The following is a 23,680-nucleotide window of genomic DNA, read 5'->3' on the forward strand; positions in this document are numbered from 1 at the left end:
TATTGAGATTTCATTGCTTTTTTGTTGTTTTCTTATAAAGCAAAGGTAGCTTGAGGAGGCGACAGAACGTGTCGTATTATATTTAATTTCAAATAAATGATACTAAAAAATAACGTAATTCTGTTGGTCTTTTGGCATCTTCAAGAGCGTTCTCCAACTGGTTTTTACAGGACCTTTTTTAGAGGGAATATTCTTTTTTTCGAAGTGGGGAAGGTCTTTAAATGTTTTCCAGTTTCCACCCCAGTCCCAGCCGTGACGGGCAAAAATTTTCACACATTCGTACCAATCTGCAACTTTGTCATTATCCCAGTCCTTTGCGGTATCCCAACTTGCTGTTTTCCCGTCGATCATCAGGCAGATATCTACGGCAAGTCCATAATTGTGGATGCTTTGCCCTGCCTTCGCATTGGTTACCTTTTTTCCTGAAGTAATTCTTCCGATGGCATAAAGCTTTTCCTGCTCTTCAAAAGATCTTAATCCCTGAGTGATTCGTATCTTAGCCCTTCCGGTAAGAGCTTCATCACATTCCTGTATAATCTGCTTCACTTCATCTCTTACCAACGGGTGAAGTTTCTGAATCCTTTCTAAGGTTACTTTGTCCATATTTTTTATTTTGTTATAAGACAAAAGTATAGCGCAGAGACGACGAAACTTGACGTGTTTTATTTAAATTTTTATAATATTCAACCTTAGGTAAAAAACATAATATAAAAAGAGATTTAGCAACAAGTAGCTCATCTGTACATCCAAAAAATGAGAAAAAATTGCTTTTAAATTTTTAAAAATCAAATAGAAGTAGTAAATATGATGGATAAAACACAATAGTAAATGCATACGATCCTACCTTTTTTATTAGCAATGGTGGCTGCCATTGTGCTGCTCAATATGTGGGCTACAAAATTAAAAATTGCTTATCCTGTTTTGCTCGTTGTATTCGGGCTGCTTGTTAGTTTTGTACCAGGTCTTCCGGTTGTAAAGATCAATCCGGATCTTATCTTTTTTATATTTTTACCTCCTCTTTTATTTGAAGCTGCGTGGTCTATTTCCTTTAAAGAAATGAAACGATGGTGGCGTATTATCGGAAGCTTTGCTTTTTTAGTGGTCTTTTTTACGGCACTGGCAGTGGCAGTGACTGCCAATTATTTTATTCCCGGATTTACACTTGCTCTCGGGTTTTTGCTGGGAGGTATCGTATCTCCACCTGATGCAGTAAGTACAGGAGCGATCATGAAATTTGTAAAAATCCCGTCCACTACTTCTGCTATTCTGGAAGGAGAAAGTTTATTGAATGATGCTTCTTCATTAATTATATTCCGTTTTGCTTTGATTGCTGTAGGAACCGGACAATTTATATGGCAGGAAGCCTCATTAGACTTTGTATGGATGATCATCGGAGGTGCCGGAATTGGCTTACTTTTAGCATGGATCTTTGTACAGGTTCACAAAAGACTCCCTACAGAAGCTTCTTCGGATATTGCTTTAACGATTATTGAACCTTATCTGATGTATTGGATAGCAGAACAGTTTCATGCTTCCGGAGTTTTAGCTGTGGTTTGCGGAGGTTTGTATATGTCAGGCAAACGATTGATATTTCTCAACAGTACCAGCCGAATTATGGGCTATAGTGTATGGCAGAGTTTTGTATTTATTCTGAATGGTATCGTCTTCTTAATCATCGGGCTCGAGCTTCCTGAAATTGTTGGAGGGTTGCGGTCAGAAGGAATTCCTTTGAGAATTGCTATCCAATATGGAGTGTTGGTGACCGGTATTCTGATTGCCGCCAGAATCATAAGTTCTTATGCCGCCATGCTGGCTACATTGATTTTCCGGCCAAGTGTCGCTCCCCGTGCTTCTTCGGCAAGAAGACGCTTGTTGATGCCTTTGATGCTTGGATGGACCGGAATGAGAGGAGTTGTTTCACTGGCTGCTGCACTTGCCATTCCGATTACCCTTGAAAACGGACTTCCTTTTCCCAACAGAAACCTTATCCTTTTCATTACTTTCGTGGTGATTCTTCTTACATTACTCGTACAAGGACTTACCTTGCCATACTTCATCAAATATGGACATGTATTTGATGATTTTACAGATGAAGAGAAAGATAAAAAGGCCAGGGAAGAAATAAAACATCAACTGAAACAGCATGTTTATCATTTTCTTAAAAATAAGCATGAAAATGAACTGAACAGCCATGCAGGATTAGAAAGAATGCTCAAACAATGGGAGGAAAAGATCCAGAACAATAATACTGAATGGATGAATGAAAAGACCAAAGATATTTTTTTTGAAATGCTGGAAAGCCAGAGACAGTTTCTTTCGGAATTGAATAAAGATATTTCCGTTAATGAAGAAATTATCCGCCATCAGCTCTATCAGCTCGACCTTGAGGAAGAACGGTTAAGAATGATTTAATCTATATCATAATTTGTTTTTTGAAAACAAAATTACAGCGCTAATGCGACAAAATATGTCGTATTATGAAATTTTATTCATTAAGAATCAACTACATTGTTTGATTTTTTATAATAAACACTTTATTTTCTAATTCCGTAATAGTATTTCTCAATTCTGAAAACATATCTTTAAGATTATAATTTTCAAAATTGGTTGAATCAAAATCTTCAGGAAAAATTCCTGATGCATATTGCCATATTTCTACAACTTCTCCCAATGGAATATCATAAGGTTGGTAAAATAAATTATCGGCAGCAACAGTTATTGATTTTTTGTTTCCAGATATGAATCGTTTATAAGAAATGCCATCATTCAAAGTCACAAAAACATAACTTTTATTCGGTTTCAGATCATCAATATTTTCAACATATTTCCCGATAATATAAGAGCCATCTTTAAAAGGCGGCATTGAATCTCCCTGGGCCGGAAAGGCACGGTACTTTCCATTGGTTAAAAAAGGAAGTGAGATTCTTTGCAGACTTTCAATATATTCCGGATCACTGTAGCCGGATAAATAACCCATTGATGCTTTTTGCGGAACGATTTCTATACTGTTGTTTCCTAGTTGATCCACAATAACAGGTAAGACAATTCGATTGTCGGGAAGCTTCAGAATATCCTCCAGCGGATACTTCCGGATGTCAACAGATACAAGAAGGTCAATACTAAGATTGAAAAACTTAGAGATTTTGATTAATATTTCGATAGGCGGCTCTGATCTGCCATCTTCATAAGAAACGTATCTGGAACGGGTGAGTTTCAAAGTATTCGCTAACTCCTGTTGAGTTTTTTCTCTCTTGCCTCTTAAAAAGCGTATGTTGTCTGAAAAAATTGACATTGTTATAAATTGTAACAACAAAAATACAAATTTTGTTTAAAAACGTAACTAAATTTGTAGCGTGAATCGTGCAATTGTACATATGGATTTGGATACATTTTTTGTGTCCTGCGAGAGACGTAATAACTCGCAGCTTCAGGGTATTCCTCTCATCATAGGAGGTGGAGACCGTGGAGTGGTAGCCTCATGTTCTTATGAAGCCAGAAAATTTGGGGTTCGCTCTGCAATGCCTATTCGTATGGCACTGAGACTTTGTCCTGATGCAAAAGTAATCCGGGGTGATCATGAAATGTATTCAAATTTATCTCATACTGTAACCGAAATTATACAGGGAAAAGTTCCGGTGATGGAGAAAGCAAGTATTGATGAATTTTATTTGGACTTATCAGGGATGGATAAGTTTTTTGGCTGCTATCAATGGACCAAAGAAATTGCTGAAACTGTTACTAAAGAGACAGGCCTTCCTATAAGCTTTGCACTGTCAACGAATAAGACCGTTTCAAAAATTGGTACGGGAGAAGCTAAACCTTTAGGGAGAATGGAAATCAAGGAACTGGAAGTACAGCCATTTTTAAATCCTTTATCCATCAAAAAAATTCCAATGGTAGGTGAAAAGACTTTCCAGTTGTTATCAAGAATCGGAATCCGGACCATTCATACCTTATCTGAAATGCCGGTACTTGTTCTGCAGCAAATGATCGGACTCAACGGAAAAGAACTTTGGAAAAAAGCCAATGGAATTGATGAAAATCCTGTGGTTCCTTATTCTGAAAGAAAGTCTATCTCAACCGAGAGAACCTTTACCAACGATACTATGGATATTATAGAATTAAAACGGCTGATATCGGGAATGGCAGAGCAATTGGCTTATCAACTGAGACAAGAAAAATGGCTTACTTCAACTGTGGTAGTAAAAATCCGATATGCCAATTTCGATACGGAAACTAAACAGTATAAAGTAGCTTATACTTCAGCTGACCATACACTTTCAAGAGTGGCATTGGAACTATTCAACCAGGTATATACAAGAAGAATGAGACTGAGATTGGTAGGATTACGGTTTACCGGACTCGTGCATGGCAACCATCAGATGAATCTGTTTGAAGATACAGAAGAACAGATGAGCCTATACCAGACAATGGATTATCTGAAGAACCGGTTTGGTGTTGATGCAGTTGGCAGGGCATCCGGTTTTGATTTTGGAAAATAATATATAAAACTTTTGATCATGTTTCTGAATTGTCATTCTTTCCACAGTCTTCGTTACGGTACCTTATCGGTAGAAGAATTGGTACGGCAGGCACATTCTTTGGGTATTAAAGAGTTGGCATTAACAGATATCAATACGATTACTGCTATTTATGATTTTAAGAAAGAATGTGAAAAGGCAGGCATTAAACCTATTGCCGGAATTGAGGTCAGAAAAGAAGACAGGCTGCTTTATATTGCTGTGGCAAAAGAGTTCTCCGGGATTGGTGAAGTCAATAAAATGTTGACAGATCATAATTGTTATGGAGGTGAACTTTCTGAAGCAGCTCCTGTATTTAAAAATGTTTTTATTGTTTATCCGATAGATAACATTCCTTCAAAGCTAAAAGAAAATGAGTTTATTGGAATCCGGGAAGAAGAACTGAACTTATTGATCCGTCCTGAATTTAAAAGGTTGGTTCCGAAAATGGTGGTTCTTCATCCGGTTACATTCAGCACTAAAAAAGAATATAATCTTCATAAAATATTAAGGGCTATTGACAAAAATACCCTGTTGTCGAAACTGAATGAACAGGATGTTTGTGGGAAATCGGAATATTTTAAATCCGAAAATTTAATCATCAGTACTTTTCAAAGGTATCCTGAGATGATAAAGAATACCAGAAATTTGCTGGAAGCCTGCAGTTTTGAATTTGATTTTGAAAAAGTTAAGAACAAACAATACTATACTAAGTCCAAAGAATCTGACGTTAAACTTTTAAAAAGGTTAGCCTATTTAGGACTTGAAAAGCGTTATGGTAAAGATCATGAAATAGCAAAAATAAGAGTGGAAAAAGAACTGAAAGTAATTGATGAACTCAACTTCTGTTCTTATTTCCTCATTACCTGGGATATTGTACGATACAGTAACAGAATGGGGTTTATGCATGTAGGACGTGGAAGCGGAGCTAACTCCATTGTCAGTTATTGTATCGGTATTACAGATATATGTCCTTTGGAGCTTGACCTTTATTTTGAAAGATTTCTCAACCTTAACAGGAAAAGTCCTCCAGATTTTGATATCGACTGGAGCTGGCAGAACAGGGATGTAATCCTGGAATATATTTTTAACAGATATGGGAAAGATCACGTTGCTTTTTGTGGAACAAACGTTGAATTCAAATACAAATCGAGATTCAGAGAGGTCGGGAAAGCTTTTGGATTGCCTAAAGATGAGTTGGATGAACTGACGAAAAAGCCAATGGAAGTTCACGAAACGAATTCTGTCGTACAAACGATCCATAAATATGTCAGGCTGATGGAAAGGTTTCCCAATCAAAGGAGTATGCATGCCTGCGGAATTTTAATCTCGGAAGAACCTATTACAAACTATTCTGCCCTTGAAATGCCACCGAAGGGATTTCCAATTGTTCAATTTGATATGAATGTGGCAGAAGATGTTAAATTAGAGAAATTTGATATTCTGTCTCAAAGAGGTCTGGGAACAATAAAGGATACCGTAGATCTTATTAAAAAAACAAGAGGAATTGATGTTGATATCCGTGATACAAGCATTTCCAAAGATGAAGAAAAAGCCAATGAATATCTGGCCATAGGAAAAACGATCGGCTGCTTTTACATAGAATCTCCTGCAATGCGTGGGCTTTTAAGAAGATTACAATGTGACAATTACAGAATCCTCGTTGCTGCTTCTTCTATTATCAGACCTGGAGTAGCACAAAGTGGTATGATGCGGGAATACATTTTCAGGCATAATCATCCGGATCAGTTTGAATATTTTCATTCTGTTTTTGAGGAAAATCTAAAAGAAACGTATGGCATTATGGTATATCAGGAAGATGTAATTAAAATTGCACAATATTTCGGAGGACTTACTCATGCTGACGGTGATATTCTGCGTCGTGCGATGAGTGGAAAAGAGCGATCAATTGAAAAATTGAATGAAGTAAAGGCCAACTTCTTTAAATCCTGTCAAGAGCAGGGGCATTCTGAAGCGCTTACTGCTGAGGCTTTTCGTCAGATTGAGTCTTTTGCAGGGTATTCTTTCTGTAAAGCACATTCAGCTTCATATGCGGTGGAAAGCTACCAAAGTCTTTATCTGAAGGTATATTATCCATTGGAGTTTATGGTTTCTGTGATTAATAATCAGGGAGGATTTTACCGCACCGAAGTCTATATCCATGAAGCAAAAATGTCAGGTGGAAACGTTCAGGTTCCTTCTGTGAATTCAAGTGAATTCCAGACTACGTTAAAAGGGAAAGATATCTTTTTGGGATTAATGCTTTTGGAAGGATTAGAAACAAGAATTGCCCACGGAATTGTGGAAGAACGCGAAAGAAATGGAGATTACAAATCTCTGGAAGATTTTATCAGACGAATTCCCATTGGTATTGAAACAATACAGATATTAATTTTTATTGGAGCATTCAGGTTTACGGGGAAACCTAAAAATGAATTGCTGGTGGAAGCCAGGCTGTTATTGGTCAATTTTAAACCGGAACAAAGAGGGCTTATGCTGATTGAAGAACCCGTTCATGAGTTTAAACTTCCGCAGTTAAAAAGAGAACAGTTTGAAGATGCTTTTGACGAAATTGAACTCATTGGCTTTCCTGTTTCATGTAGCCCCTTCGACTTGTTACAGACCCAATATAGAGGCTCTGTGTTTGTAAAAGATTTATTGAAATTTCATAAAAAGCAAGTGAAAATGTTGGCTTATCTGATTGCCAGAAAACATGTCCCAACGAAGAAAGGAGAAATGTATTTCGGGACGTGGATTGATGCAAATGGAGATTATTTTGATACCTCACATTTTCCGGACAGTCTGAAACAATATGGTTTTCAGGGAGGAGGATGCTATTTACTTTTGGGAACAGTAGAAGTAGATTATCATTTTCCCACAATTACTATCCATAAAATGGCCAAAATGCCGATGATTCCTGATCCGCGGTACTCTTATGATAAAGAAAGACAATATGATATCCATCAACAGATTAAGGAAGATGTAAGCATGACTCATAGGAAGCCTTATCCACAGGCCCATGAGATTGGACTGCCCAGACATCGGATAGTAAAATAGTATTTTTTATATTAACTTTAGATTTCATTGATGTTATTTTAATTCAAAAATTCTGCTTATTTTTCCCTTTTCACGATTTCTTGCCGAATGGAAAATAAATGTACTGATATCAATAATTTATTAGAAAAACTATCTCTGGAAGGTTTTTCCGGATATGAATTTGTAGATTACTGGGATGCAGATACTATGGCTGTAGGAATGAAGAAGGGGAATGTTCTTATCTATATTTCTGCATATGACTATTCTAAAACCAATGGCTATGATGTGATTATGGAGGAATTTGAAACAGGAATAATATTGAAATCAGAGTACAAGAGATCATACCATGAACTTATTAATGATCTTCTATATTTTTTGAAATAATTTTTTCTTAATTGGGTGTATTTATTTCCTTTCATACTTCCAGTTTCTTCCTTTACCTTCAGCAATCCATTCCAGAGCCTGATCCATTCTTTTATTTCGGGTAGTTTCTGTTTTAGCTTCTGCAATCCATGTAATATATTCTTTTCTAAAGGACGGAGAAGCCTTTAAAAATAGGTCAAGAGCTTTCTGATTGGCATTTAATGCATTCTGAAAATAATCAGGAATTTCCATTTCTGTTTTGGAAGGAGCCGCTTTTTTCATGGTAACGCCCATATCAGTAAGCTCCATCGCTTCTTTAATTGCTTTTTTCAGCTGTGGTTTGGAAGGAAGATCTCCGACCTGCGTAATTTTTCCTAAACTGAACATCGAGTTTTTCTCAATATTCTGAGTGATCTCCTGCATGGTTTTCATTTCTTTTTCCAGCCAGAACCCAAAAGTACAGTGCTGTTTGAAAGAAGCCATAGCACAAAGATTTTTCCCTTTATAGATAAAATGGGGAAAGCTCCACTTCATGGTTTCTTCAGCATCAGGGCAGAATTCATGAACGGTTTCACGGATATAATGCAGGATAGGTTTCGCAAAATCCTGTGATTTTTCAATATAGGCATCAATTTTGGGACTGTATTTCTCCATCGTTTTTATTGGAATAATTGTACAATTTCATTAACAAGAAATTTTACCTGATCAGGTCTTCCTCTGTCATTTTTAGGGTTGTTGGAATAGCTTCCGGTTTTTACAATAACCATATTGTGCTCCGGAACCATAATGATATATTGACCCTGTAATCCCAGGAAATAATAATGTTTGATGGGGTTGTCATGATTAATCCAAAGTCCCATTCCATAAATGTTTTCAGACTTTTCAGTAGGAGTTCTCATCTGTTCAATGAAATCTTGATTGAGGATTTGCAGGTCTCCCGCTTTTCCATCATCCAGAAATAATTGTCCCAGCTTGGCAAAATCTCTTGCATTGGAATGAATACAGCAATAGGCTTTTTCCATACCATGATTATCTGTAGTCCATTTAGCATTTTGCTCCATACCCAAAGGAGCCCAGAACTTTTCTGATAAATAATTTGCCAATGGTTTATCCAGTGCTTTTCGAAGAGCAAAACCAAGAAGTTGTGTAGAACCGCTTTGATATTCAAATCTGACTCCTGGTTCTTCTTTGAATTTTCTTGTGAATACAGCTTTTACAAGGCTTTTTCCATAATAGGCTTTAGCATTGGGCAGAAAAGGATTGTTGTAGTCTTCATTCCAGTCCAGTCCGGCTTCCATTTGAGCTAAATTTTTAAGGGTAACCTTATTTCCAAAGGGTTTGTTTTTAAATTCAGAATAAAAATCTGAAAACTTTTCATCAATAGATGGAATAATTCCTTCTTCCAGTGCTTTACCCAAAAGCATCACAGTCACTGCTTTTGCCATAGAAAAAGAATTGGTTTGGGATAGCTGGTTATAGCCTTCCCAGTATTGTTCATGAAGAATTCTTCCGTTTCTTATCACTACCAAAGCTGCTGTCCTGGAGTGTTTTAAGTTTTCAACTAAGTATTTAGGTAAATCTTTTTTGTTGTAGTCAGGATCTTCTTCCCATAGCCTGGGCTCTTCCGTCGCAATAGGGTTGCTGGGGAAAAGATCTCCGTCGTCGATGTATGCACTTGATTTTCCTTTAAGGTAGGTTTTGGAAATACCACTAAATAAATAATCATATCCCAAAAAATAAGCCGCTGCTGCACCTGCTACAGCTCCACCTATCATATACTTTAGTATTCTCATTTTTTCACGAATGGGTCTTTAACAAATTTAGAATAATTTGGTTATAAAATTTAAAATGAATCAGCAAATAAGTTATTTTTGTTCTTATTGAATAAAACTATGACCAGAAAACTTTTTGTATTGGGGTACTTCCTATTTTCAATTATGGGAATAGCCCAGATTTATAAACCAATAGATACCGCAGACTATATACAGAGAAAAGCGTTTTTAAAGAGTTTTGAAGGAAATAATGAAGCCACTGTAAAGAGATTAAAGTCCCAATATTCCGGAAAAACAGGTTCTGAATTATCCAAAATTTATAAAGAATTCGGAACTGATTTTGAAAAGCAGGTGAAGAATAAGGATTTTATCTTTAAATCTGAATTTGAAACCAGTATACAGTCTATGATTCTACGTCTTAAAAAGAATAATCCTACAATTCCTCAGGACCTGAAAATTCTGATTGCAAAAGACAACACACCCAATGCTTATTGTCTTGCTGATGGAACCTTTGTCATCAACATGGGGCTTTACAGCTGGCTGAATAATGAGGAACAGATTGCCGCGGTGATTGCCCATGAGCTGGGACATAAAATAGAGGAGCATTCCCTGAAGACTTTTTTGAAAATTATCGAACAGGATAAACAGGATAAAGTGGTGGTGCAGAACATAAAATCTACTACAACAAGCAGAAGCCAGGGCCAGAACCAAAAGGCTTTCGATATTTTTAAAAATACAGCCTACAAGAAAGGAGTAGAAAGAAGGCAAAGCGAAATGCAGGCAGATTCTTTGGGATATGTTATCTTTAAAAACAGTGATTTCAAGAAAGCAGAATTCATCAATGCTCTTCAGAGATTGCAGGATTTTGATACCATTTCACCAAGAGAGTTGAAGGTAGAAACATATAAAAAACTATTTAATCTTCCCAAGCAGGCATTCAATGAAAAATGGATGAAGAAGGAAGATTTCTCTCTGTACAATTATAATTTTTATAAAGAAAAGCTGAACAAAGACTCTCTTGCTTCTCATCCTGAAGTTTCCAGAAGATTAGAAGTGCTTAAAAAGACATTTACAGAGCTTAAAACTCCTGTTAATCCGGAAAAACCCTCAGATCTGTTTTTAACATTAAGAAAAACGGCGAGAATGGAGATTTTACCCAATTATTTCCATTCAGAAGATTATGGACTGGGAATCTATGCTGCCATGCAGTTTTTACAGGATGAAGAGGAGGAAAAATACTATAAAAGCTGGTTGGGAAGATGCTTTACCAAAATATATGAAGCAAGAAAAAATTATAATCTGAACCGGTACCTGGATAGAATAGAACCTAAAAATCAAAGTGAAAGTTACCAGCAGTTTCTGAACTTTATGTGGAACTTAAGCCTTGATGAAATAAAGAATATCGCAGATTTTTATCAGACGAATGAAACGATAACGAAAGTAAACTGATTTTATCAATAGGAATGGGCTATAATCCTGAGCTTAGCAGAAGGAAGCCCGTTTTTGAAATAATAGAAAATTCTATTGACTTTAGTCAAAACCTAAAGAAAAACCCTGATGTTTAGTCAGGGTTCTTTTTGTATTAATAATTTAATTTCTCCAGACGGATCTTGTTAAACTTTTCTTTTTCATTATACTCCCGAAGCAGGATGTAGCCTTCTTTTCCAACGTATGGCGTTACTGCATAATTGTCTTTTTCAGAAATTGGAATAATCTCCTGTTTGAATTTTCCATCAATAATGGTATTGATAAACAAATTCCATCTTTTCTGCCTGGTTACTTCGTCTTTTTGATAGTCACGATAGAAAAACACTACGTCTTTTCCGCCGTTGAGGTATTGTGAGAAGAGATAATCACTGTTGACCCATTTTGATTTTTCCTTTTCAAAAACCTGAACATTTTTCACTTTGAAATCTTTATCCGTGTAGATATACACAAGATCTGTAGTCTTTGGAGCGTTGTATTGCCCTGCCGGTTTGTATTTTTCGGATAAAATACCCACACTTCCATCGTTCATAAAGTACATATCTTTGGTCTGAAGCATATAACCGCTTTCTACCATTCCATATTTGTTGACCTTGGGAAGAAAAGCAGAAATATTGGGTTCATAATTGATCGCTTTCATATCTACCGAAAAATCAGATTTGTTGAGGATCATTCTTGCAAATCCTACTGATTCTGAATCATCATAGTTTCTTCCCAGCAGAACTATTTTATCATCAAAAGTTTTATCATTATCAAGCTTTCTGTAGTTGGAGTAGAAGGATTCAATATTGTCTATTGTATCATCAGATAATCCGGTAATCGGTTTGTTGGATGTTTCTTTTCCGGTTTTCATGTCAAGAACCATCAGATTGAATGTCTTCTGTTTGTCATTCACTTTCTTCAGGATACAGTACATATAATTTTCGTCTCTTTCCAGAACGGATAAAGTAGTGTACAGTTTTTTACTTCCGTCAGTGTTGTATTTGTATCTCCAGATTTCCTTTTTGTTGTCATCAAACCTCATGAGGCTGTTGCTGTTTTCATACTTCCCATAATCTTTGTATTCAACAGCAAAATAGCCACCTTCTTTCAGTTCTCCTACCGCAGAAACGTAGTTATAGCCTTTCTCTTTTTTCTCATCACGGTTTTCCTTACGTTGTTCCTTCCAGCTCTTCGGTTCGTTGATCTCTTTGAAAGTGCCGTTTTCCAGATAATCATAATATATTTTTCGGGTAATAGAGTTGGTTTTCGGATCGATTACCATAGAAACCGGAGTAAAGACTTCTTTGCTCTTCACAAGAGAATAATCCATCATGGAAGGCTTTAAAATAATCTGACCTTTAAAATCAACATATCCCAAATAAGAAGCAGCCGTAATATCTCCCTCAAACTCTTTATTGGCAACAGGGTTGAGGTTTTTATCGAGGATAACATACTCAAACTTCTTGGTCTTATCACCGGATTTACCGTAAGAGTATAGAGAAACGTAGCCGTAAAGATTGTCTTTATCATCGAATAGAGCATTCATTCCCACGTGATCACCTGCAGCGAGAGTTGTCAGGTCCTGAGTTTGAGAAAATGCAAATGTCTGGATCAGTCCAAACATCATCAGCGTTATTTTTTTCATGGTTAAAATTTGAGCGATAAAAGTAATAAATTAACCCATATGTTGCGAAAAATAAAAAAGCCCTGGAAATATTTCCAAAGCTTATGATCTAAAAAGGCAGAACAATTACTAATAGTATTCGTAAAGCCAGTTATGAGTGCTTGTTCCATAACCCGAACTTTCATAAGTGGTAACGGCTTTGGTAGGGTAGTTATCTCCGTTAAATGTGTAAACTGCAGAGATTTTGTTCGTTCCATTGGATGAACCGGAATAACTCTCGGTTTGATTCAATAAATTATTATAACCTATTTGACCATCACTCACGTCAAATAAATTGATCTTAACAAAACCTTTAATCCCTTTCATAGGGCTATTGAAAGTGTCATAAGTATTGGTGATATTGTAGGTAACTCCGTTATAAGTATATTTAGCTGAAGCTACATTTCCAGCATTGGTTAAATTGACATCCACCTGTGCAAATACAAGATTGGAATATGTTCCTGTTGCAGGATTATAAGTTCCGCTTTTATACTCATCAAACTGAACATGGGTATCACTGAGATACTGATAGATTTTGGTATAGGTAAGCGTTCCCTGTTCTTTATCAGTAATTTTCTCCGTTGAAAGCCTTCCATTAGAATAGGTGAATTCTCTCATCAGAACCAGAGCACCACCAATGAACTCTTCTGTTTTAGCAATATAATCTCCACTGTAAGTATAAACAACTCGATCATCATCCAGTGCATTATATGTTTCTACAAGTTTATCTCCATTATATTTGAATTCCACCACATAGGGCTGACCACCCGGGTTGACGTCTGTTGCTTTTTTTAAGAGATGAAAAGGCCCGTTATTATTGTTCTGAGAATTATTGCTGTTGTCTCTGTGGTCGGCCGGATTATCATTAGAAACACAACTTGAGAGCAATGCCACAGCAAGTGATGAAAACATCAGTTTTTTCATGGTTATTATTAGTTTAGTTTTTAGTCCGCTAAAAATAATCATTTTTGTGGTAGGTTGTTCCGGAATGTATGAAAAATAAAAAAGCCCTGAAAAAACAGGGCTTTTAAACTATAATTGAGAAAGTAAATTTCTGAAGTTCGTTTTTTCATCAATGATTCTTCTCAGCTCTGAAACAGGAACTCTTTCCTGCTGCATCGTATCTCTGTCTCTGATGGTTACCGTGTGATCTGTAAGAGAATCGTGATCCACAGTGATACAGTATGGAGTACCAATGGCATCCTGTCTTCTGTAACGTTTTCCGATCGCATCTTTCTCTTCGTAGAACAGGTTGAAATCATATTTCAGATCATTGAAAATCTTTTCTGCATATTCTGCCAAACCATCTTTCTTCATCAATGGAAGAATAGCTGCTTTAATGGGTGCCAATGCCGGAGGTAACGATAAAACTGTTCTTTCTGAACCGTCTTCTAACGTTTCATCTCTTAAACAATGAGAGAATATGGAAAGGAACAATCTGTCTAAACCTACAGAAGTTTCCACTACATAAGGAACATAGTTTTCGTTTCTCTCAGGATCAAAGAACTGAAGTTTTCTTCCTGAGAATTCTTCATGCGCTTTTAAGTCGAAATCTGTTCTTGAGTGAATACCTTCCAGCTCTTTAAATCCGAATGGGAAGTTAAACTCAATATCAGCCGCAGCATTCGCATAGTGAGCAAGCTTTTCATGATCGTGGAATCTGTAGTTCTCATTCCCCAGACCTAAAGCTCTGTGCCAGTTCAGACGTTTCTGCTTCCATTGTTCGTAGAATTCAAGTTCTGTTCCCGGAGCTACGAAAAACTGCATTTCCATTTGTTCGAACTCACGCATTCTGAAAATGAACTGTCTCGCAACAATCTCATTTCTGAATGCTTTACCGATCTGTGCAATACCGAAAGGAAGCTTGTGACGTGAAGTTTTCTGTACGTTTAAGAAGTTAACGAAAATACCCTGAGCCGTTTCAGGTCTCAGATAAAGATCCATAGCACTGTCAGCAGAAGCTCCCAGCTTTGTCCCGAACATCAGGTTGAACTGTCTTACTTCAGTCCAGTTTTTAGAACCTGTATCAGGATCTGCAATTTCAAGCTCCTCAATCAAAGCTTTTACATCAGCAAGGTCTTCATTTTCCAGAGATTTTGCCAGTCTTGAAAGAATAGCCTCTCTTTTTGCTCTGTATTCAATAATTTTTGGATTGGTAGCAACAAACTGATCTTTATCGAAAGCATCCCCGAATCTTTTCGCTGCTTTTTCGATTTCTTTATTCTCTTTATCTTCAATTTTAGCACAATAATCTTCCACCAAAACGTCTGCTCTGAAACGTTTCTTAGAATCTTTATTATCAATCAATGGATCGTTGAAAGCGTCTACGTGGCCCGATGCCTTCCAGGTTGTTGGGTGCATAAGGATCGCCGAATCAATGCCGACAATATTTTCGTTAAGCTGTACCATAGCTTTCCACCAATATTGTTTGATATTATTTTTTAGTTCGGCACCGTTCTGTCCATAATCATAAACAGCGGATAAACCATCATAGATCTCACTCGATGGGAAAATAAAACCATATTCTTTAGCGTGAGAAATCACTTTCTTGAAAACATCTTCTTGCTTTGCCATAATTTTTTTACGTCTGAAATGCAAAAATAGCAATTTGGATCCAAAATCATGAGATTCAATAAAAAAAGCAGTTAATAAACATACAAATATTGACAATTTAATTTTTCAGGAGCCGGGAACCCGCTCTCCGTTGCAATTCCTCGCTCGGCGGCTCTGCTTCGCGCCGCCGCCTCGCTGCGGGATTTTCTCTCAGATCGGGGCTATTGATAAAGGAATGTCTAACCCTGTTAGGTTTACAAAGATGGCAGCATATAATATCAATCGAAAAATCTTTACTTTTGCCGGATGTTAGAAATTCTTTATCGTGACGAGCATCTTATTGCCATCAACAAACCCAGCGGATTACTGGTTCATAAATCTTTTTATGCCGGAGAAGCTGATACCTATGCTATTCAGGAGTTGAAGAAACAGATCGGGCAAAAAGTGTATCCCGTACATCGGTTAGACCGGAAAACTTCGGGGTTCTGCTTTTTACTCTGGATAAAGATACTCTTAGAATCATGAGCGAGCAGTTTGCATCACGCGATGTAGAGAAGAAATATCTGGCCATTCTTCGGGGTTGGACAAAAGAAGAAGAAACGATTGATTATGACTTGGTTAATGAAAATGAAGTTAAGCAAAATGCCGTTACAAACTATCGCCGTTTGCAGACTTCAGAAATAGATTTACCTTTTCTAAAGCATCAGACTTCGAGATATTCTTTGGTAGAAGCCATTCCTGAAACGGGAAGATTTCATCAGTTGAGAAAACATTTTAAGCATATTTTGCATCCTATTTTAGGTTGTAGAAAACATGGCTGCAACAAACAAAATAAGTTGTGGCTTCAGACATTTGACATCAACAAAATGACGCTTCATGCACACCAATTGATTTTTAATCATCCCATTTCTAACGAAAGAATCACCGTAAATGCTACTATAGATGAAGAGTTCAAAAGAGTAGGGGATATTCTGAAATTCGATCTGAGTGAGTACTCTTCATTAAAACCTTGACTTATCACAAGCATGGTGTTTCTAAGTATCTCAAAAGGTATTTAATAGTACTTTTCCCTGTGCCCATTGTTTTAAAGCAATGTTCGCAAAGTTTAATTATGTCTGCTTTTTATTTCCGATCGCAAGAGCACTTCGTTCCCCCTTGCGAACCAAAATGTTTTCAGGATAATCATCTTTCTTTGCGGTCGCCGCACTAAAAAAATCCCACTGAGTTGTTGCATATACAGTTGTTTTCCAGTTTATAGATACTATAGATGAGCCATTTCGATAAAATATCATACATCAATCTAGCATTAATTTTAAAATGAGTAATTTTGTAAAACTTTTTTTCAATGTACAAATCGCTCATTCGTCCGATCCTTTTCAAATTTGATCCTGAAGAAGTTCATCATTTTACATTTTCAATGCTTAAAAATTTTGGATTTCTTACCAAACTGTTTTTACCAAAACCTATTGAAGACAAGCGTCTGGAAAGAGAAGTTTTCGGATTAAAATTTAAAAATCCTGTAGGATTGGCTGCCGGCTTCGATAAAAATGCAGTGTTATTTAACGAATTGGGAGATCTTGGTTTTGGATTTGTAGAAATCGGAACGGTAACTCCAAGAGCTCAGGCCGGAAATCCTAAGAAAAGATTGTTCCGTTTGATTGAAGATGGTGGGATCATCAACAGAATGGGATTCAACAACGATGGTCTTGAAGCTGCTATTGAAAAGCTGAAATCTAACAAAGGAAAAATAATCATCGGTGGAAACATCGGGAAAAATACAGATACAAGCCCGGAAAATTATACCCAGGATTATCTGGACTGTTTTGAAGGTCTTCATCCTCATGTAGATTACTTTGTCCTAAATGTAAGCTGCCCGAATGTTGGAAGCCACGCCAAGCTGGAAGACGTAGACTATCTGAAAGAGCTGATTACGGAAGTGAAAAAGATAAACCAGTCAAAATCTGTACAGAAACCTATATTACTGAAAATTGCACCGGATTTGAATAATAATCAATTGGATGAAATTATTGAACTGATTGCAGAAACAAAAATCGATGGAATTGTAGTGTCCAATACTTCTGTGAACAGAGAAGGGCTGAAAACCTCCCCCGAAGTTTTAGAACAGATAGGAAATGGTGGATTAAGTGGCAAGCCCATCCGTGAAAGAAGTACAAAAATGATCAAATACCTTTCTGATAAAAGCAACAGGGCATTTCCAATCATTGGAGTAGGAGGAATTCATTCTGCTAAAGATGCGATGGAGAAGCTGGATGCAGGAGCTGTATTGGTTCAGTTGTACACCGGATTTATTTATGAAGGTCCTCAACTGATCAACGACATCAATCAGGAATTACTAAAAAGAGCCAGCAGATTACCGAGATAAAATAAAAGAGAGTTGATATGACTCTCTTTTTTATTTTGACTTTACAACAGATGCGTTTTTAATATTTACTGTAAGCGTATGGGGCGGAGTGCTTTCGGATTTGCCTATTTTATAGGTAATTGTTTGTTTGTCTTTGGATTTCGTTTTGGTAACGTCATATATATTTTCCCGGCAGCTCTCAGTAAGGAATTCTTCATAGTTTTTATAATTCCAGTCTTTTGTGAAGTATAGTACTCTATAGCCTTTTTCTCCTTCACTTGCCCCGCACTGTCCACAGGCATTAAAATTCGATGTCTGCTCAAAGTACAATAAAACCCGGTTCCCGTTTTCTCCTGAAGAATAGGAAATTAGCTCGTTTCCGCCTGCTTTATTGATAAAATCATAGGTGTTGATTTTTTTATTATTCGGTAAGTACAGATAATTGTTGAGGCGGTAGATCATAGCATTGCCCGTAAATAATTTTGCAGGCAGAACTTTTTTCCCAAAATAAAAAGACCCCGTCACCGGATTTTTATCCGTATTGATCTTTTCAAATATAAGATATTCCTGCGGCGAAAGCTTTTGTGCCATCTCATCCGTTTTTTCAACTTTCTGCAGCGAGGTGATTTGCTCTTTCAGAAGCTTTGATTTCTGTTTTTGTTTTGTCCCAAAATTATACAGCGACAAATTTCCATAATAGTCATATATTCCGGTAAGCGGGATTTTCTTTTTGTATTTGTCATAATAATACCATCCATCCACATAATGCTGGTATTGATCACAATCGACAATGCCTGTGTAGCTAAGTTCAACAGTAATTGGTATTCCTCCGATTTCTCCTGTAAAAGTCTGGGAAGAATCTGTTACTTTCTTTAATTCAACTTTTTGACCGATAAAAAAAGTGAGGAAAAAGAAAAAGAAGACACTGAAAATTTTTTTCATGGTTGAGTTGTCGTGGATTTTAGTTTTTTTAAATGAAGAAGTGTGCGATGGTATAGATGATCAATCCTACCAGCCCACCGACCAGCGTCCCGTTCACTCTGATAAACTGCAGATCTTTTCCCACTTCCAGTTCCAGCTTTTCACTGAGTTCTTTTCCCTGCCAGTTTCCAACGGTAGTACTGATGAGATTCCCGAATTGATGAGTGTTTTTCAGAATATATTTATAAGCTGTCACCCGAACCCAATGATCAATTTTGTTCTGAAGATTTTCATCTGTTTTTAAATTCTGGGCAAACTCATTCAAATTTTTAGTAAGATAGTTTTTCAAAGCCGAGTTTTCCTCCTGAAGTTCTTTCATCAATGTTTTTTTTATGGAAACCCAGATATCATTGGAATATTCATCCAATTTATCATTTTTTAGAAGACCGTTTTTAATGGTTTTAAACTCTTCATCCCACTTTGGATCTTCTTTCAGGTCAACTGAGAATTCATGAATTTTTTGGGTTATCAATGCTCTTACTTCATGTTGGGGATCTTCTTCTATTTCTTTGAAAAACTCAGAAAGCCCATCGGCAATTTTATCAGCGATTTTATTATCTACAAAAGATGGAATGAACGAATAACTGCCTTTTTTTACCCGCTCCTGAATCATTTCATCGTTTTCAATGATGTATTCTTTGATCTGTTTTGAAAGATTGGTGATGATTCTCTGATGGTCATTTTTTTCCAATATGTAGCCAATTCCGTTTCCCACCACTTTGTTAAGCTTGATATCATCGGTCATTTCAGAAACCTTTTTGCTGATAAACTGGCTTACCGTAGAATCATCCAGTTTATTGAGGATATCAAGAACGATATCTGACAGGTTTTTAATCAAAATCTCCTGGCTCTTTTCCTTACCCAGCCATTCACCGACAAAGTTGGAAACTTTAAGTTTTTGGATATAAGGACGTATATTTTGAGGAGAAAGAAAGTTACCCACCACAAAACTTCCAAGGTTGTCTCCCAATCTCTGTTTACTGTTTTCAATCAGATTGGTGTGGGGAATGGGAAGGCCAAGAGGATGCCGGAATAATGCAGTGACCGCAAACCAGTCCGCAAGAGCACCCACCATTGCCGCTTCGGAAAAGGCCCGGACATAGCCAATCCAGTGAGAGTTATCAGACTTCTGTAAAATAGTGGTAACAATGAAAATAACAGCCATCAGGACAAATAATCCGGTGGCAAATGCTTTATATTTTCTAAGTTGTTTTCTTTTTGCTTCGTCATTCATATTCTCAAATTTACTAAATTTGGTTATGAAACCATTCGTGGTTAAAGAATTAAAATTTACTATGAAATTTTTAATTTCAATAACCCTATTAATTATTCTGCAGGCATGTACGCAGAAATATGAACCTATTAAAAAAACTCCTATGGAAAATACACAAGCAAAAAGCAATCCATATTACTCCAGAACAGATACTTCAAAACTCAATGTTTCCAATGAAGAATGGAAAAAAATCCTTGCTCCGGATCTATACGCAATAGCCAGAGAAGCGGCAACAGAAAGAGCTTTTACAGGAAAATATAACGAATTTGATGAGGTAGGAGAATATTATTGTGCGGTATGTGGAAATCATCTGTTCCGTTCGACATCAAAATTTTCCAGCAGCTGTGGCTGGCCGAGTTTCTTTGAAGCTGATAAAGAAGGAGTCTATTATGTAAGAGATCAGTCGTACGGTATGGATAGAGTAGAGGTACTTTGTAAAAGATGTGATTCCCATCTGGGACATGTTTTTGATGATGGTCCGAAGCCTACAGGATTAAGATATTGTATGAATTCTGTAAGTCTGGAATTTGTTCCGGATTCTCAAAAATAACCACTTTAATTCACAAAATCAGGACGTTAAAGTTTCTTAAATAGCGTTAAACTTTTTAGAGTTATAACCCTTTGGTAATTATGTTTTTATAATTTTGCCCCACTAATTTGGATTTATATAGTATTGAATGAAAGGATTTTATAGCGTATTAGGCCTTGTTTACATGGTGACGACTTCATTCTACATTTCCCCAAAAGTGGTGGCGAAAAGTGAGAATGTGAAAACAACGAAAACTGAAAAAGTAGCTGAAACGAAATCTGAGAAGAACACTGCAGCAGTGTCTTCATCAGAAGCACTGTACCAATCTATTGCATTTGAGCCGGGGCATGAACTGAATTATGAAGTGTTCTCAAAAGCATTGACGGGCTATGAAAATTTAAAAAAAGCAGGATTGCTTACCCAGGATTCGCATTTATTAACTATCTGCGATTTTTCTATGTCTTCTAATACAAAAAGACTTTGGATTATTGACCTTGAAGACAAAAAAGTTCTGTTCAACTCATTGGTAGCACACGGAAAAAATACCGGCGAAGAATTTGCGACGAATTTTTCTAATAAGGAAAGTTCGCTGCAGAGTAGTCTTGGATTTTATATCACGGATGCAACCTATCAGGGCGATAACGGATACTCTCTGAAATTATTGGGAATGGATAAGGGCTTTAATGATGCTGCATACAGAAGAGCAATTGTAATGCATGGTGCGGATTATGTGAGTGATGCATTTGCTGCGATGCACAAAAGAATCGGAAGAAGCTGGGGATGCCCTGCCGTCCCAAGAGAACTGACGCAGTCTATAATCAACACGATTAAAGGAAAAAACTGTCTGTTCATCTATTATCCTGATCAGAATTATCTTTCTTCCTCAGAATGGTTGAAAGCGTAAGATTAAAAAAGCAGTCATTTTTGACTGCTTTTTAATTTTTGGAAGGAAATTCCACAGTAAATACACTTCCTTTGGATACTTCAGAATTGATAGTCAATTTTCCTTCGTGTATTTCTACAATTCTTTTTACAATGGAAAGACCTATTCCGTTTCCTTTTTCGAAACTTTTATTGGAACCGCGGTAAAAAAGATCAAAAATTTTTGAAAGATCCTTTTCTGAAATACCGATCCCATGATCAATAAAATGGATTTTGATATGTTCCTGTTGGGTTTCTATCTCAATATGACAGCTTTTGTCTGCCGAATATTTACAGGCATTCTCTATTAAGTTCGAAAAAGCAACCTGCAGCAGGTAAGGATTACCATAAAAATCATAATTGTTTTCATCATCATCTGAGGCATTGCTCATATAATTGATCCCGATTTTGAAGCCGGCATTTTTCTGCAGCAATGCAAGCTTAGCTTCTGCTAAAATCTCATCCAGACGTAGATTGGTAAAACTGATCTGTGATACATCATAGCTGGCTCTGGCAAAATCTAACAAGGCAGATGACAACTCCGAAGCGTCATTGGCATCCTGCAGAGCATTGTCAATAGAAAGCTTATAGTCATCCAAGGTAACGTTAAGTTCCTTGGCAAGCTCAAGTTCTGCAATTAAGGTAGAAAGAGGAGTCCGGAATTCATGAGAAATAGTGGTCACGAATTGCTTATGATTGTTGAAGGATTTTTCAAGCCTGTTGAAGGTAGAATTAAAAGTTTCCGTGAGTTCATAAATCTCATCTTTTGCCTTGGGAATATCCAGCCGTTTATTAAGGTTGTGTTCTGAAATATCACGGATCTGGAGAATGATATCCTTTAAAGGCTTAAGCGTATAATAGGAAAAAAGAAATCCTATAATAAAAATGATAACAATCGAACTGATGTAGATGATGATGATATCTTTTTTAAACTCAGAAATATGGGCCTTTCCCGTGACGTCTACCGCACTTCCAATAATATAATATTTTTCTCCGTTGGAGGAGAGCTGAATGGCAATATACTGACGATCACCCCGCTGCCAGAATATTCTGTTTTTATCGGATCTGATCATTTTATCCAGATATTTTTCATTGCTTTTGAGAGGAGGAAGATCTGTGAAGGTAAGCTCTTTTTTGCTGTTATAAACGCTGATGTCTGCTTCATTCAGAAGTTTTTGGTTACGCTGGTGGAGTTCACGGATTTTTTCATCACTGATTCTGGCATCAAATATAAATTCTGAACGCCAGATCACTTTGTATCCCAGCCGGTCATTGAATTCATCTTCTCTGTTTTTTTCAGAAACAAAATAAAGAACGTAAGCAAACAAAAATAAGATGCCTGCCGTAAGAATGGAATAAATGAGTGCTGTTCGGGTTGCTATTTTCATAATTGTGAAGCAAAAATAAATCCTACTCCGGGTTTGGTGTGAATCAGTTTATGATCAAAATTTTTATCAATCTTTTTCCGTAAATAAGCAATATAGACATCAATATAATTGGTTCCGGTGTCGAAATGATTCCCCCATACATTTTCGGCAATTTCTTCACGGGTAAGAATTCTTTCGGCATTGCTTACCAGAAATACCAGGAGTTTAAATTCTTTGGGAGTAAGTTCTATTTCCGCTCCGTTTCTGAAAACTCTGTTGAATTTCTTATCGATCTTCAGGTCATGATATTCGAGTTCGGTCAGATAAGCTTCTTTATTTTTATTTGATCTCCTCTGCAGAATAGCTTTGATTCTCACATAGAGCTCCCTAATCTCAAAAGGTTTCACCATATAGTCATCTGCTCCGGCGTCAAATCCTTCAATTTTTTCATCAATGGTTCCAAGAGCGGTAAGCATGATGATGGGAAGGTCAGGATATTGCTGTTTGATCAGTTTGGACAGATCAATACCACTCATTTTCGGAAGCATAATATCCGTAATGGCCAGATCAAATGTTATTTTATTCAGCAGGACAATCGCATCTTCTGCATCTTCCGAAATATAAACCTGATATTGCTGGCTTTCCAGCCCTCTTTTCAAAAGGCTTGAAACGCGTGAATTATCTTCTACAATTAAAATTTTCATAAAGAAATACGATGAATAGGGGTGTTGGTTTTCAAACGTTTTTTTGATTTTAAAAGCCTGACTTTCATTTATTCCCAAAGCACTGTGCAAAGGTATTTTATATTTTTCTTTTATCAGAAAACATTCCCCCTTTTAATAGTTTTCTATAAGGTTTCTAATAGATTTCTAA

General features: G+C 36.7%; 19 protein-coding genes and 1 pseudogene. 9 read left to right on the forward strand and 11 right to left on the reverse strand.

The features are described from left to right. Positions 1–102: 102 nt before the first annotated feature. A complete protein-coding gene (locus RHP76_RS16175) occupies positions 103–603 on the reverse strand; it encodes a M15 family metallopeptidase (protein ID WP_062673190.1) in 501 nt (166 codons plus the stop codon). Positions 604–828: 225 nt separating this feature from the next. Between RHP76_RS16175 and RHP76_RS16180 the strand changes: the two genes are divergently transcribed. After that, a complete protein-coding gene (locus RHP76_RS16180; protein WP_311228586.1) occupies positions 829–2,412 on the forward strand; it encodes a Na+/H+ antiporter in 1,584 nt (527 codons plus the stop codon). Between the two features lie 91 nt (positions 2,413–2,503). On the opposite strand, the gene RHP76_RS16185 is transcribed toward RHP76_RS16180, so the two are convergent. Beyond that, positions 2,504–3,292, reverse strand: coding sequence for a LexA family transcriptional regulator (locus tag RHP76_RS16185; RefSeq protein WP_062673194.1), 789 nt, complete (start codon positions 3,290–3,292; stop codon positions 2,504–2,506). Between the two features lie 61 nt (positions 3,293–3,353). Between RHP76_RS16185 and dinB the strand changes: the two genes are divergently transcribed. From dinB to RHP76_RS16200, 3 genes are all read left to right on the forward strand, one after another. Then, positions 3,354–4,502: a DNA polymerase IV gene (gene dinB, locus RHP76_RS16190; protein WP_062673196.1), complete on the forward strand. Its 1,149-nt coding sequence runs from the start codon at positions 3,354–3,356 to the stop codon at positions 4,500–4,502. A gap of 18 nt (positions 4,503–4,520) precedes the next feature. Beyond that, entirely contained in the window at positions 4,521–7,577 is a 3,057-nt protein-coding gene (locus RHP76_RS16195; RefSeq protein WP_311228587.1) for a DNA polymerase III subunit alpha, read from the forward strand. Positions 7,578–7,664: 87 nt separating this feature from the next. Further along, positions 7,665–7,940 carry a hypothetical protein gene (locus RHP76_RS16200; protein ID WP_062673200.1) on the forward strand — a complete coding sequence of 92 codons (276 nt, stop codon included), beginning with the start codon at positions 7,665–7,667 and terminating at the stop codon, positions 7,938–7,940. A gap of 21 nt (positions 7,941–7,961) precedes the next feature. On the opposite strand, the gene RHP76_RS16205 is transcribed toward RHP76_RS16200, so the two are convergent. Next, a complete protein-coding gene (locus RHP76_RS16205) occupies positions 7,962–8,573 on the reverse strand; it encodes a YdeI/OmpD-associated family protein (RefSeq protein ID WP_216443506.1) in 612 nt (203 codons plus the stop codon). Between the two features lie 5 nt (positions 8,574–8,578). Beyond that, on the reverse strand, positions 8,579–9,712 hold the full coding sequence (locus RHP76_RS16210) for a serine hydrolase domain-containing protein (RefSeq protein WP_311228588.1): 1,134 nt from the start codon (positions 9,710–9,712) through the stop codon (positions 8,579–8,581). Positions 9,713–9,811: 99 nt separating this feature from the next. Here RHP76_RS16210 and RHP76_RS16215 point away from each other — a divergent pair, with 99 nt between their 5' ends. Beyond that, complete coding sequence (locus tag RHP76_RS16215; protein WP_311228589.1) at positions 9,812–11,140, forward strand: M48 family metalloprotease; 1,329 nt, start codon at positions 9,812–9,814, stop codon at positions 11,138–11,140. Between the two features lie 133 nt (positions 11,141–11,273). On the opposite strand, the gene RHP76_RS16220 is transcribed toward RHP76_RS16215, so the two are convergent. From RHP76_RS16220 to RHP76_RS16230, 3 genes are all read right to left on the reverse strand, one after another. Further along, positions 11,274–12,803 (reverse strand): hypothetical protein, encoded by a 1,530-nt coding sequence (locus RHP76_RS16220; protein WP_120232460.1) that lies wholly within the window; start codon positions 12,801–12,803, stop codon positions 11,274–11,276. Positions 12,804–12,911: 108 nt separating this feature from the next. Continuing rightward, positions 12,912–13,745, reverse strand: a complete 834-nt coding sequence (locus RHP76_RS16225) for a hypothetical protein (RefSeq protein ID WP_311228590.1) — start codon at positions 13,743–13,745, stop codon at positions 12,912–12,914. Positions 13,746–13,853: 108 nt separating this feature from the next. Beyond that, entirely contained in the window at positions 13,854–15,395 is a 1,542-nt protein-coding gene (locus RHP76_RS16230) for a glycine--tRNA ligase (RefSeq protein WP_062673212.1), read from the reverse strand. 285 nt (positions 15,396–15,680) lie between these two features. Here RHP76_RS16230 and RHP76_RS16235 point away from each other — a divergent pair. Together RHP76_RS16235 and RHP76_RS16240 are read left to right on the forward strand one after the other, a co-directional pair. Beyond that, a pseudogene (locus RHP76_RS16235) lies at positions 15,681–16,387 on the forward strand (pseudouridine synthase). 332 nt (positions 16,388–16,719) lie between these two features. Next, entirely contained in the window at positions 16,720–17,757 is a 1,038-nt protein-coding gene (locus RHP76_RS16240) for a quinone-dependent dihydroorotate dehydrogenase (protein ID WP_123278614.1), read from the forward strand. A 30-nt stretch (positions 17,758–17,787) separates the two neighbouring features. Here RHP76_RS16240 and RHP76_RS16245 read toward each other — a convergent pair whose 3' ends face one another. Continuing rightward, the gene (locus RHP76_RS16245; protein ID WP_062673219.1) at positions 17,788–18,678 is read right to left on the reverse strand and encodes a hypothetical protein; all 891 of its coding nucleotides are present in this window, start codon (positions 18,676–18,678) and stop codon (positions 17,788–17,790) included. 28 nt (positions 18,679–18,706) lie between these two features. Next, positions 18,707–19,951: a DUF445 domain-containing protein gene (locus tag RHP76_RS16250; protein WP_123278613.1), complete on the reverse strand. Its 1,245-nt coding sequence runs from the start codon at positions 19,949–19,951 to the stop codon at positions 18,707–18,709. Between the two features lie 142 nt (positions 19,952–20,093). Here RHP76_RS16250 and msrB point away from each other — a divergent pair, with 142 nt between their 5' ends. Further along, on the forward strand, positions 20,094–20,540 hold the full coding sequence (gene msrB, locus RHP76_RS16255) for a peptide-methionine (R)-S-oxide reductase MsrB (protein WP_227941159.1): 447 nt from the start codon (positions 20,094–20,096) through the stop codon (positions 20,538–20,540). Between the two features lie 127 nt (positions 20,541–20,667). Then, on the forward strand, positions 20,668–21,423 hold the full coding sequence (locus tag RHP76_RS16260; protein WP_137904433.1) for a murein L,D-transpeptidase catalytic domain family protein: 756 nt from the start codon (positions 20,668–20,670) through the stop codon (positions 21,421–21,423). A 31-nt stretch (positions 21,424–21,454) separates the two neighbouring features. On the opposite strand, the gene RHP76_RS16265 is transcribed toward RHP76_RS16260, so the two are convergent. Beyond that, positions 21,455–22,828, reverse strand: coding sequence for a HAMP domain-containing sensor histidine kinase (locus RHP76_RS16265; protein ID WP_123278612.1), 1,374 nt, complete (start codon positions 22,826–22,828; stop codon positions 21,455–21,457). After that, complete coding sequence (locus RHP76_RS16270; protein ID WP_062673226.1) at positions 22,825–23,511, reverse strand: response regulator transcription factor; 687 nt, start codon at positions 23,509–23,511, stop codon at positions 22,825–22,827. The genes RHP76_RS16265 and RHP76_RS16270 overlap by 4 nt, the downstream gene beginning before the upstream one ends. Positions 23,512–23,680 lie beyond the last annotated feature (169 nt).

The organism is Chryseobacterium sp. SG20098 (genome assembly GCF_031844745.1).
Lineage (GTDB): Bacteria > Bacteroidota > Bacteroidia > Flavobacteriales > Weeksellaceae > Chryseobacterium > Chryseobacterium cucumeris.

Bases quoted from the DNA above. Each gene is read 5' to 3' on its own strand.
- RHP76_RS16205 (WP_216443506.1), bottom strand. From the start codon at position 8,573: ATGGAGAAATACAGTCCCAAAATTGATGCCTATATTGAAAAATCACAG.
- RHP76_RS16270 (WP_062673226.1), bottom strand. From the start codon at position 23,511: ATGAAAATTTTAATTGTAGAAGATAATTCACGCGTTTCAAGCCTTTTG.
- msrB (WP_227941159.1), top strand. From the start codon at position 20,094: ATGGAAAATACACAAGCAAAAAGCAATCCATATTACTCCAGAACAGAT.
- RHP76_RS16195 (WP_311228587.1), top strand. From the start codon at position 4,521: ATGTTTCTGAATTGTCATTCTTTCCACAGTCTTCGTTACGGTACCTTA.
- RHP76_RS16200 (WP_062673200.1), top strand. From the start codon at position 7,665: ATGGAAAATAAATGTACTGATATCAATAATTTATTAGAAAAACTATCT.
- RHP76_RS16180 (WP_311228586.1), top strand. From the start codon at position 829: ATGCATACGATCCTACCTTTTTTATTAGCAATGGTGGCTGCCATTGTG.
- RHP76_RS16220 (WP_120232460.1), bottom strand. From the start codon at position 12,803: ATGAAAAAAATAACGCTGATGATGTTTGGACTGATCCAGACATTTGCA.
- RHP76_RS16240 (WP_123278614.1), top strand. From the start codon at position 16,720: ATGTACAAATCGCTCATTCGTCCGATCCTTTTCAAATTTGATCCTGAA.
- RHP76_RS16210 (WP_311228588.1), bottom strand. From the start codon at position 9,712: ATGAGAATACTAAAGTATATGATAGGTGGAGCTGTAGCAGGTGCAGCA.
- RHP76_RS16225 (WP_311228590.1), bottom strand. From the start codon at position 13,745: ATGAAAAAACTGATGTTTTCATCACTTGCTGTGGCATTGCTCTCAAGT.
- RHP76_RS16230 (WP_062673212.1), bottom strand. From the start codon at position 15,395: ATGGCAAAGCAAGAAGATGTTTTCAAGAAAGTGATTTCTCACGCTAAA.
- RHP76_RS16250 (WP_123278613.1), bottom strand. From the start codon at position 19,951: ATGAATGACGAAGCAAAAAGAAAACAACTTAGAAAATATAAAGCATTT.
- RHP76_RS16175 (WP_062673190.1), bottom strand. From the start codon at position 603: ATGGACAAAGTAACCTTAGAAAGGATTCAGAAACTTCACCCGTTGGTA.
- RHP76_RS16215 (WP_311228589.1), top strand. From the start codon at position 9,812: ATGACCAGAAAACTTTTTGTATTGGGGTACTTCCTATTTTCAATTATG.
- RHP76_RS16265 (WP_123278612.1), bottom strand. From the start codon at position 22,828: ATGAAAATAGCAACCCGAACAGCACTCATTTATTCCATTCTTACGGCA.
- RHP76_RS16245 (WP_062673219.1), bottom strand. From the start codon at position 18,678: ATGAAAAAAATTTTCAGTGTCTTCTTTTTCTTTTTCCTCACTTTTTTT.
- RHP76_RS16185 (WP_062673194.1), bottom strand. From the start codon at position 3,292: ATGTCAATTTTTTCAGACAACATACGCTTTTTAAGAGGCAAGAGAGAA.
- RHP76_RS16260 (WP_137904433.1), top strand. From the start codon at position 20,668: ATGAAAGGATTTTATAGCGTATTAGGCCTTGTTTACATGGTGACGACT.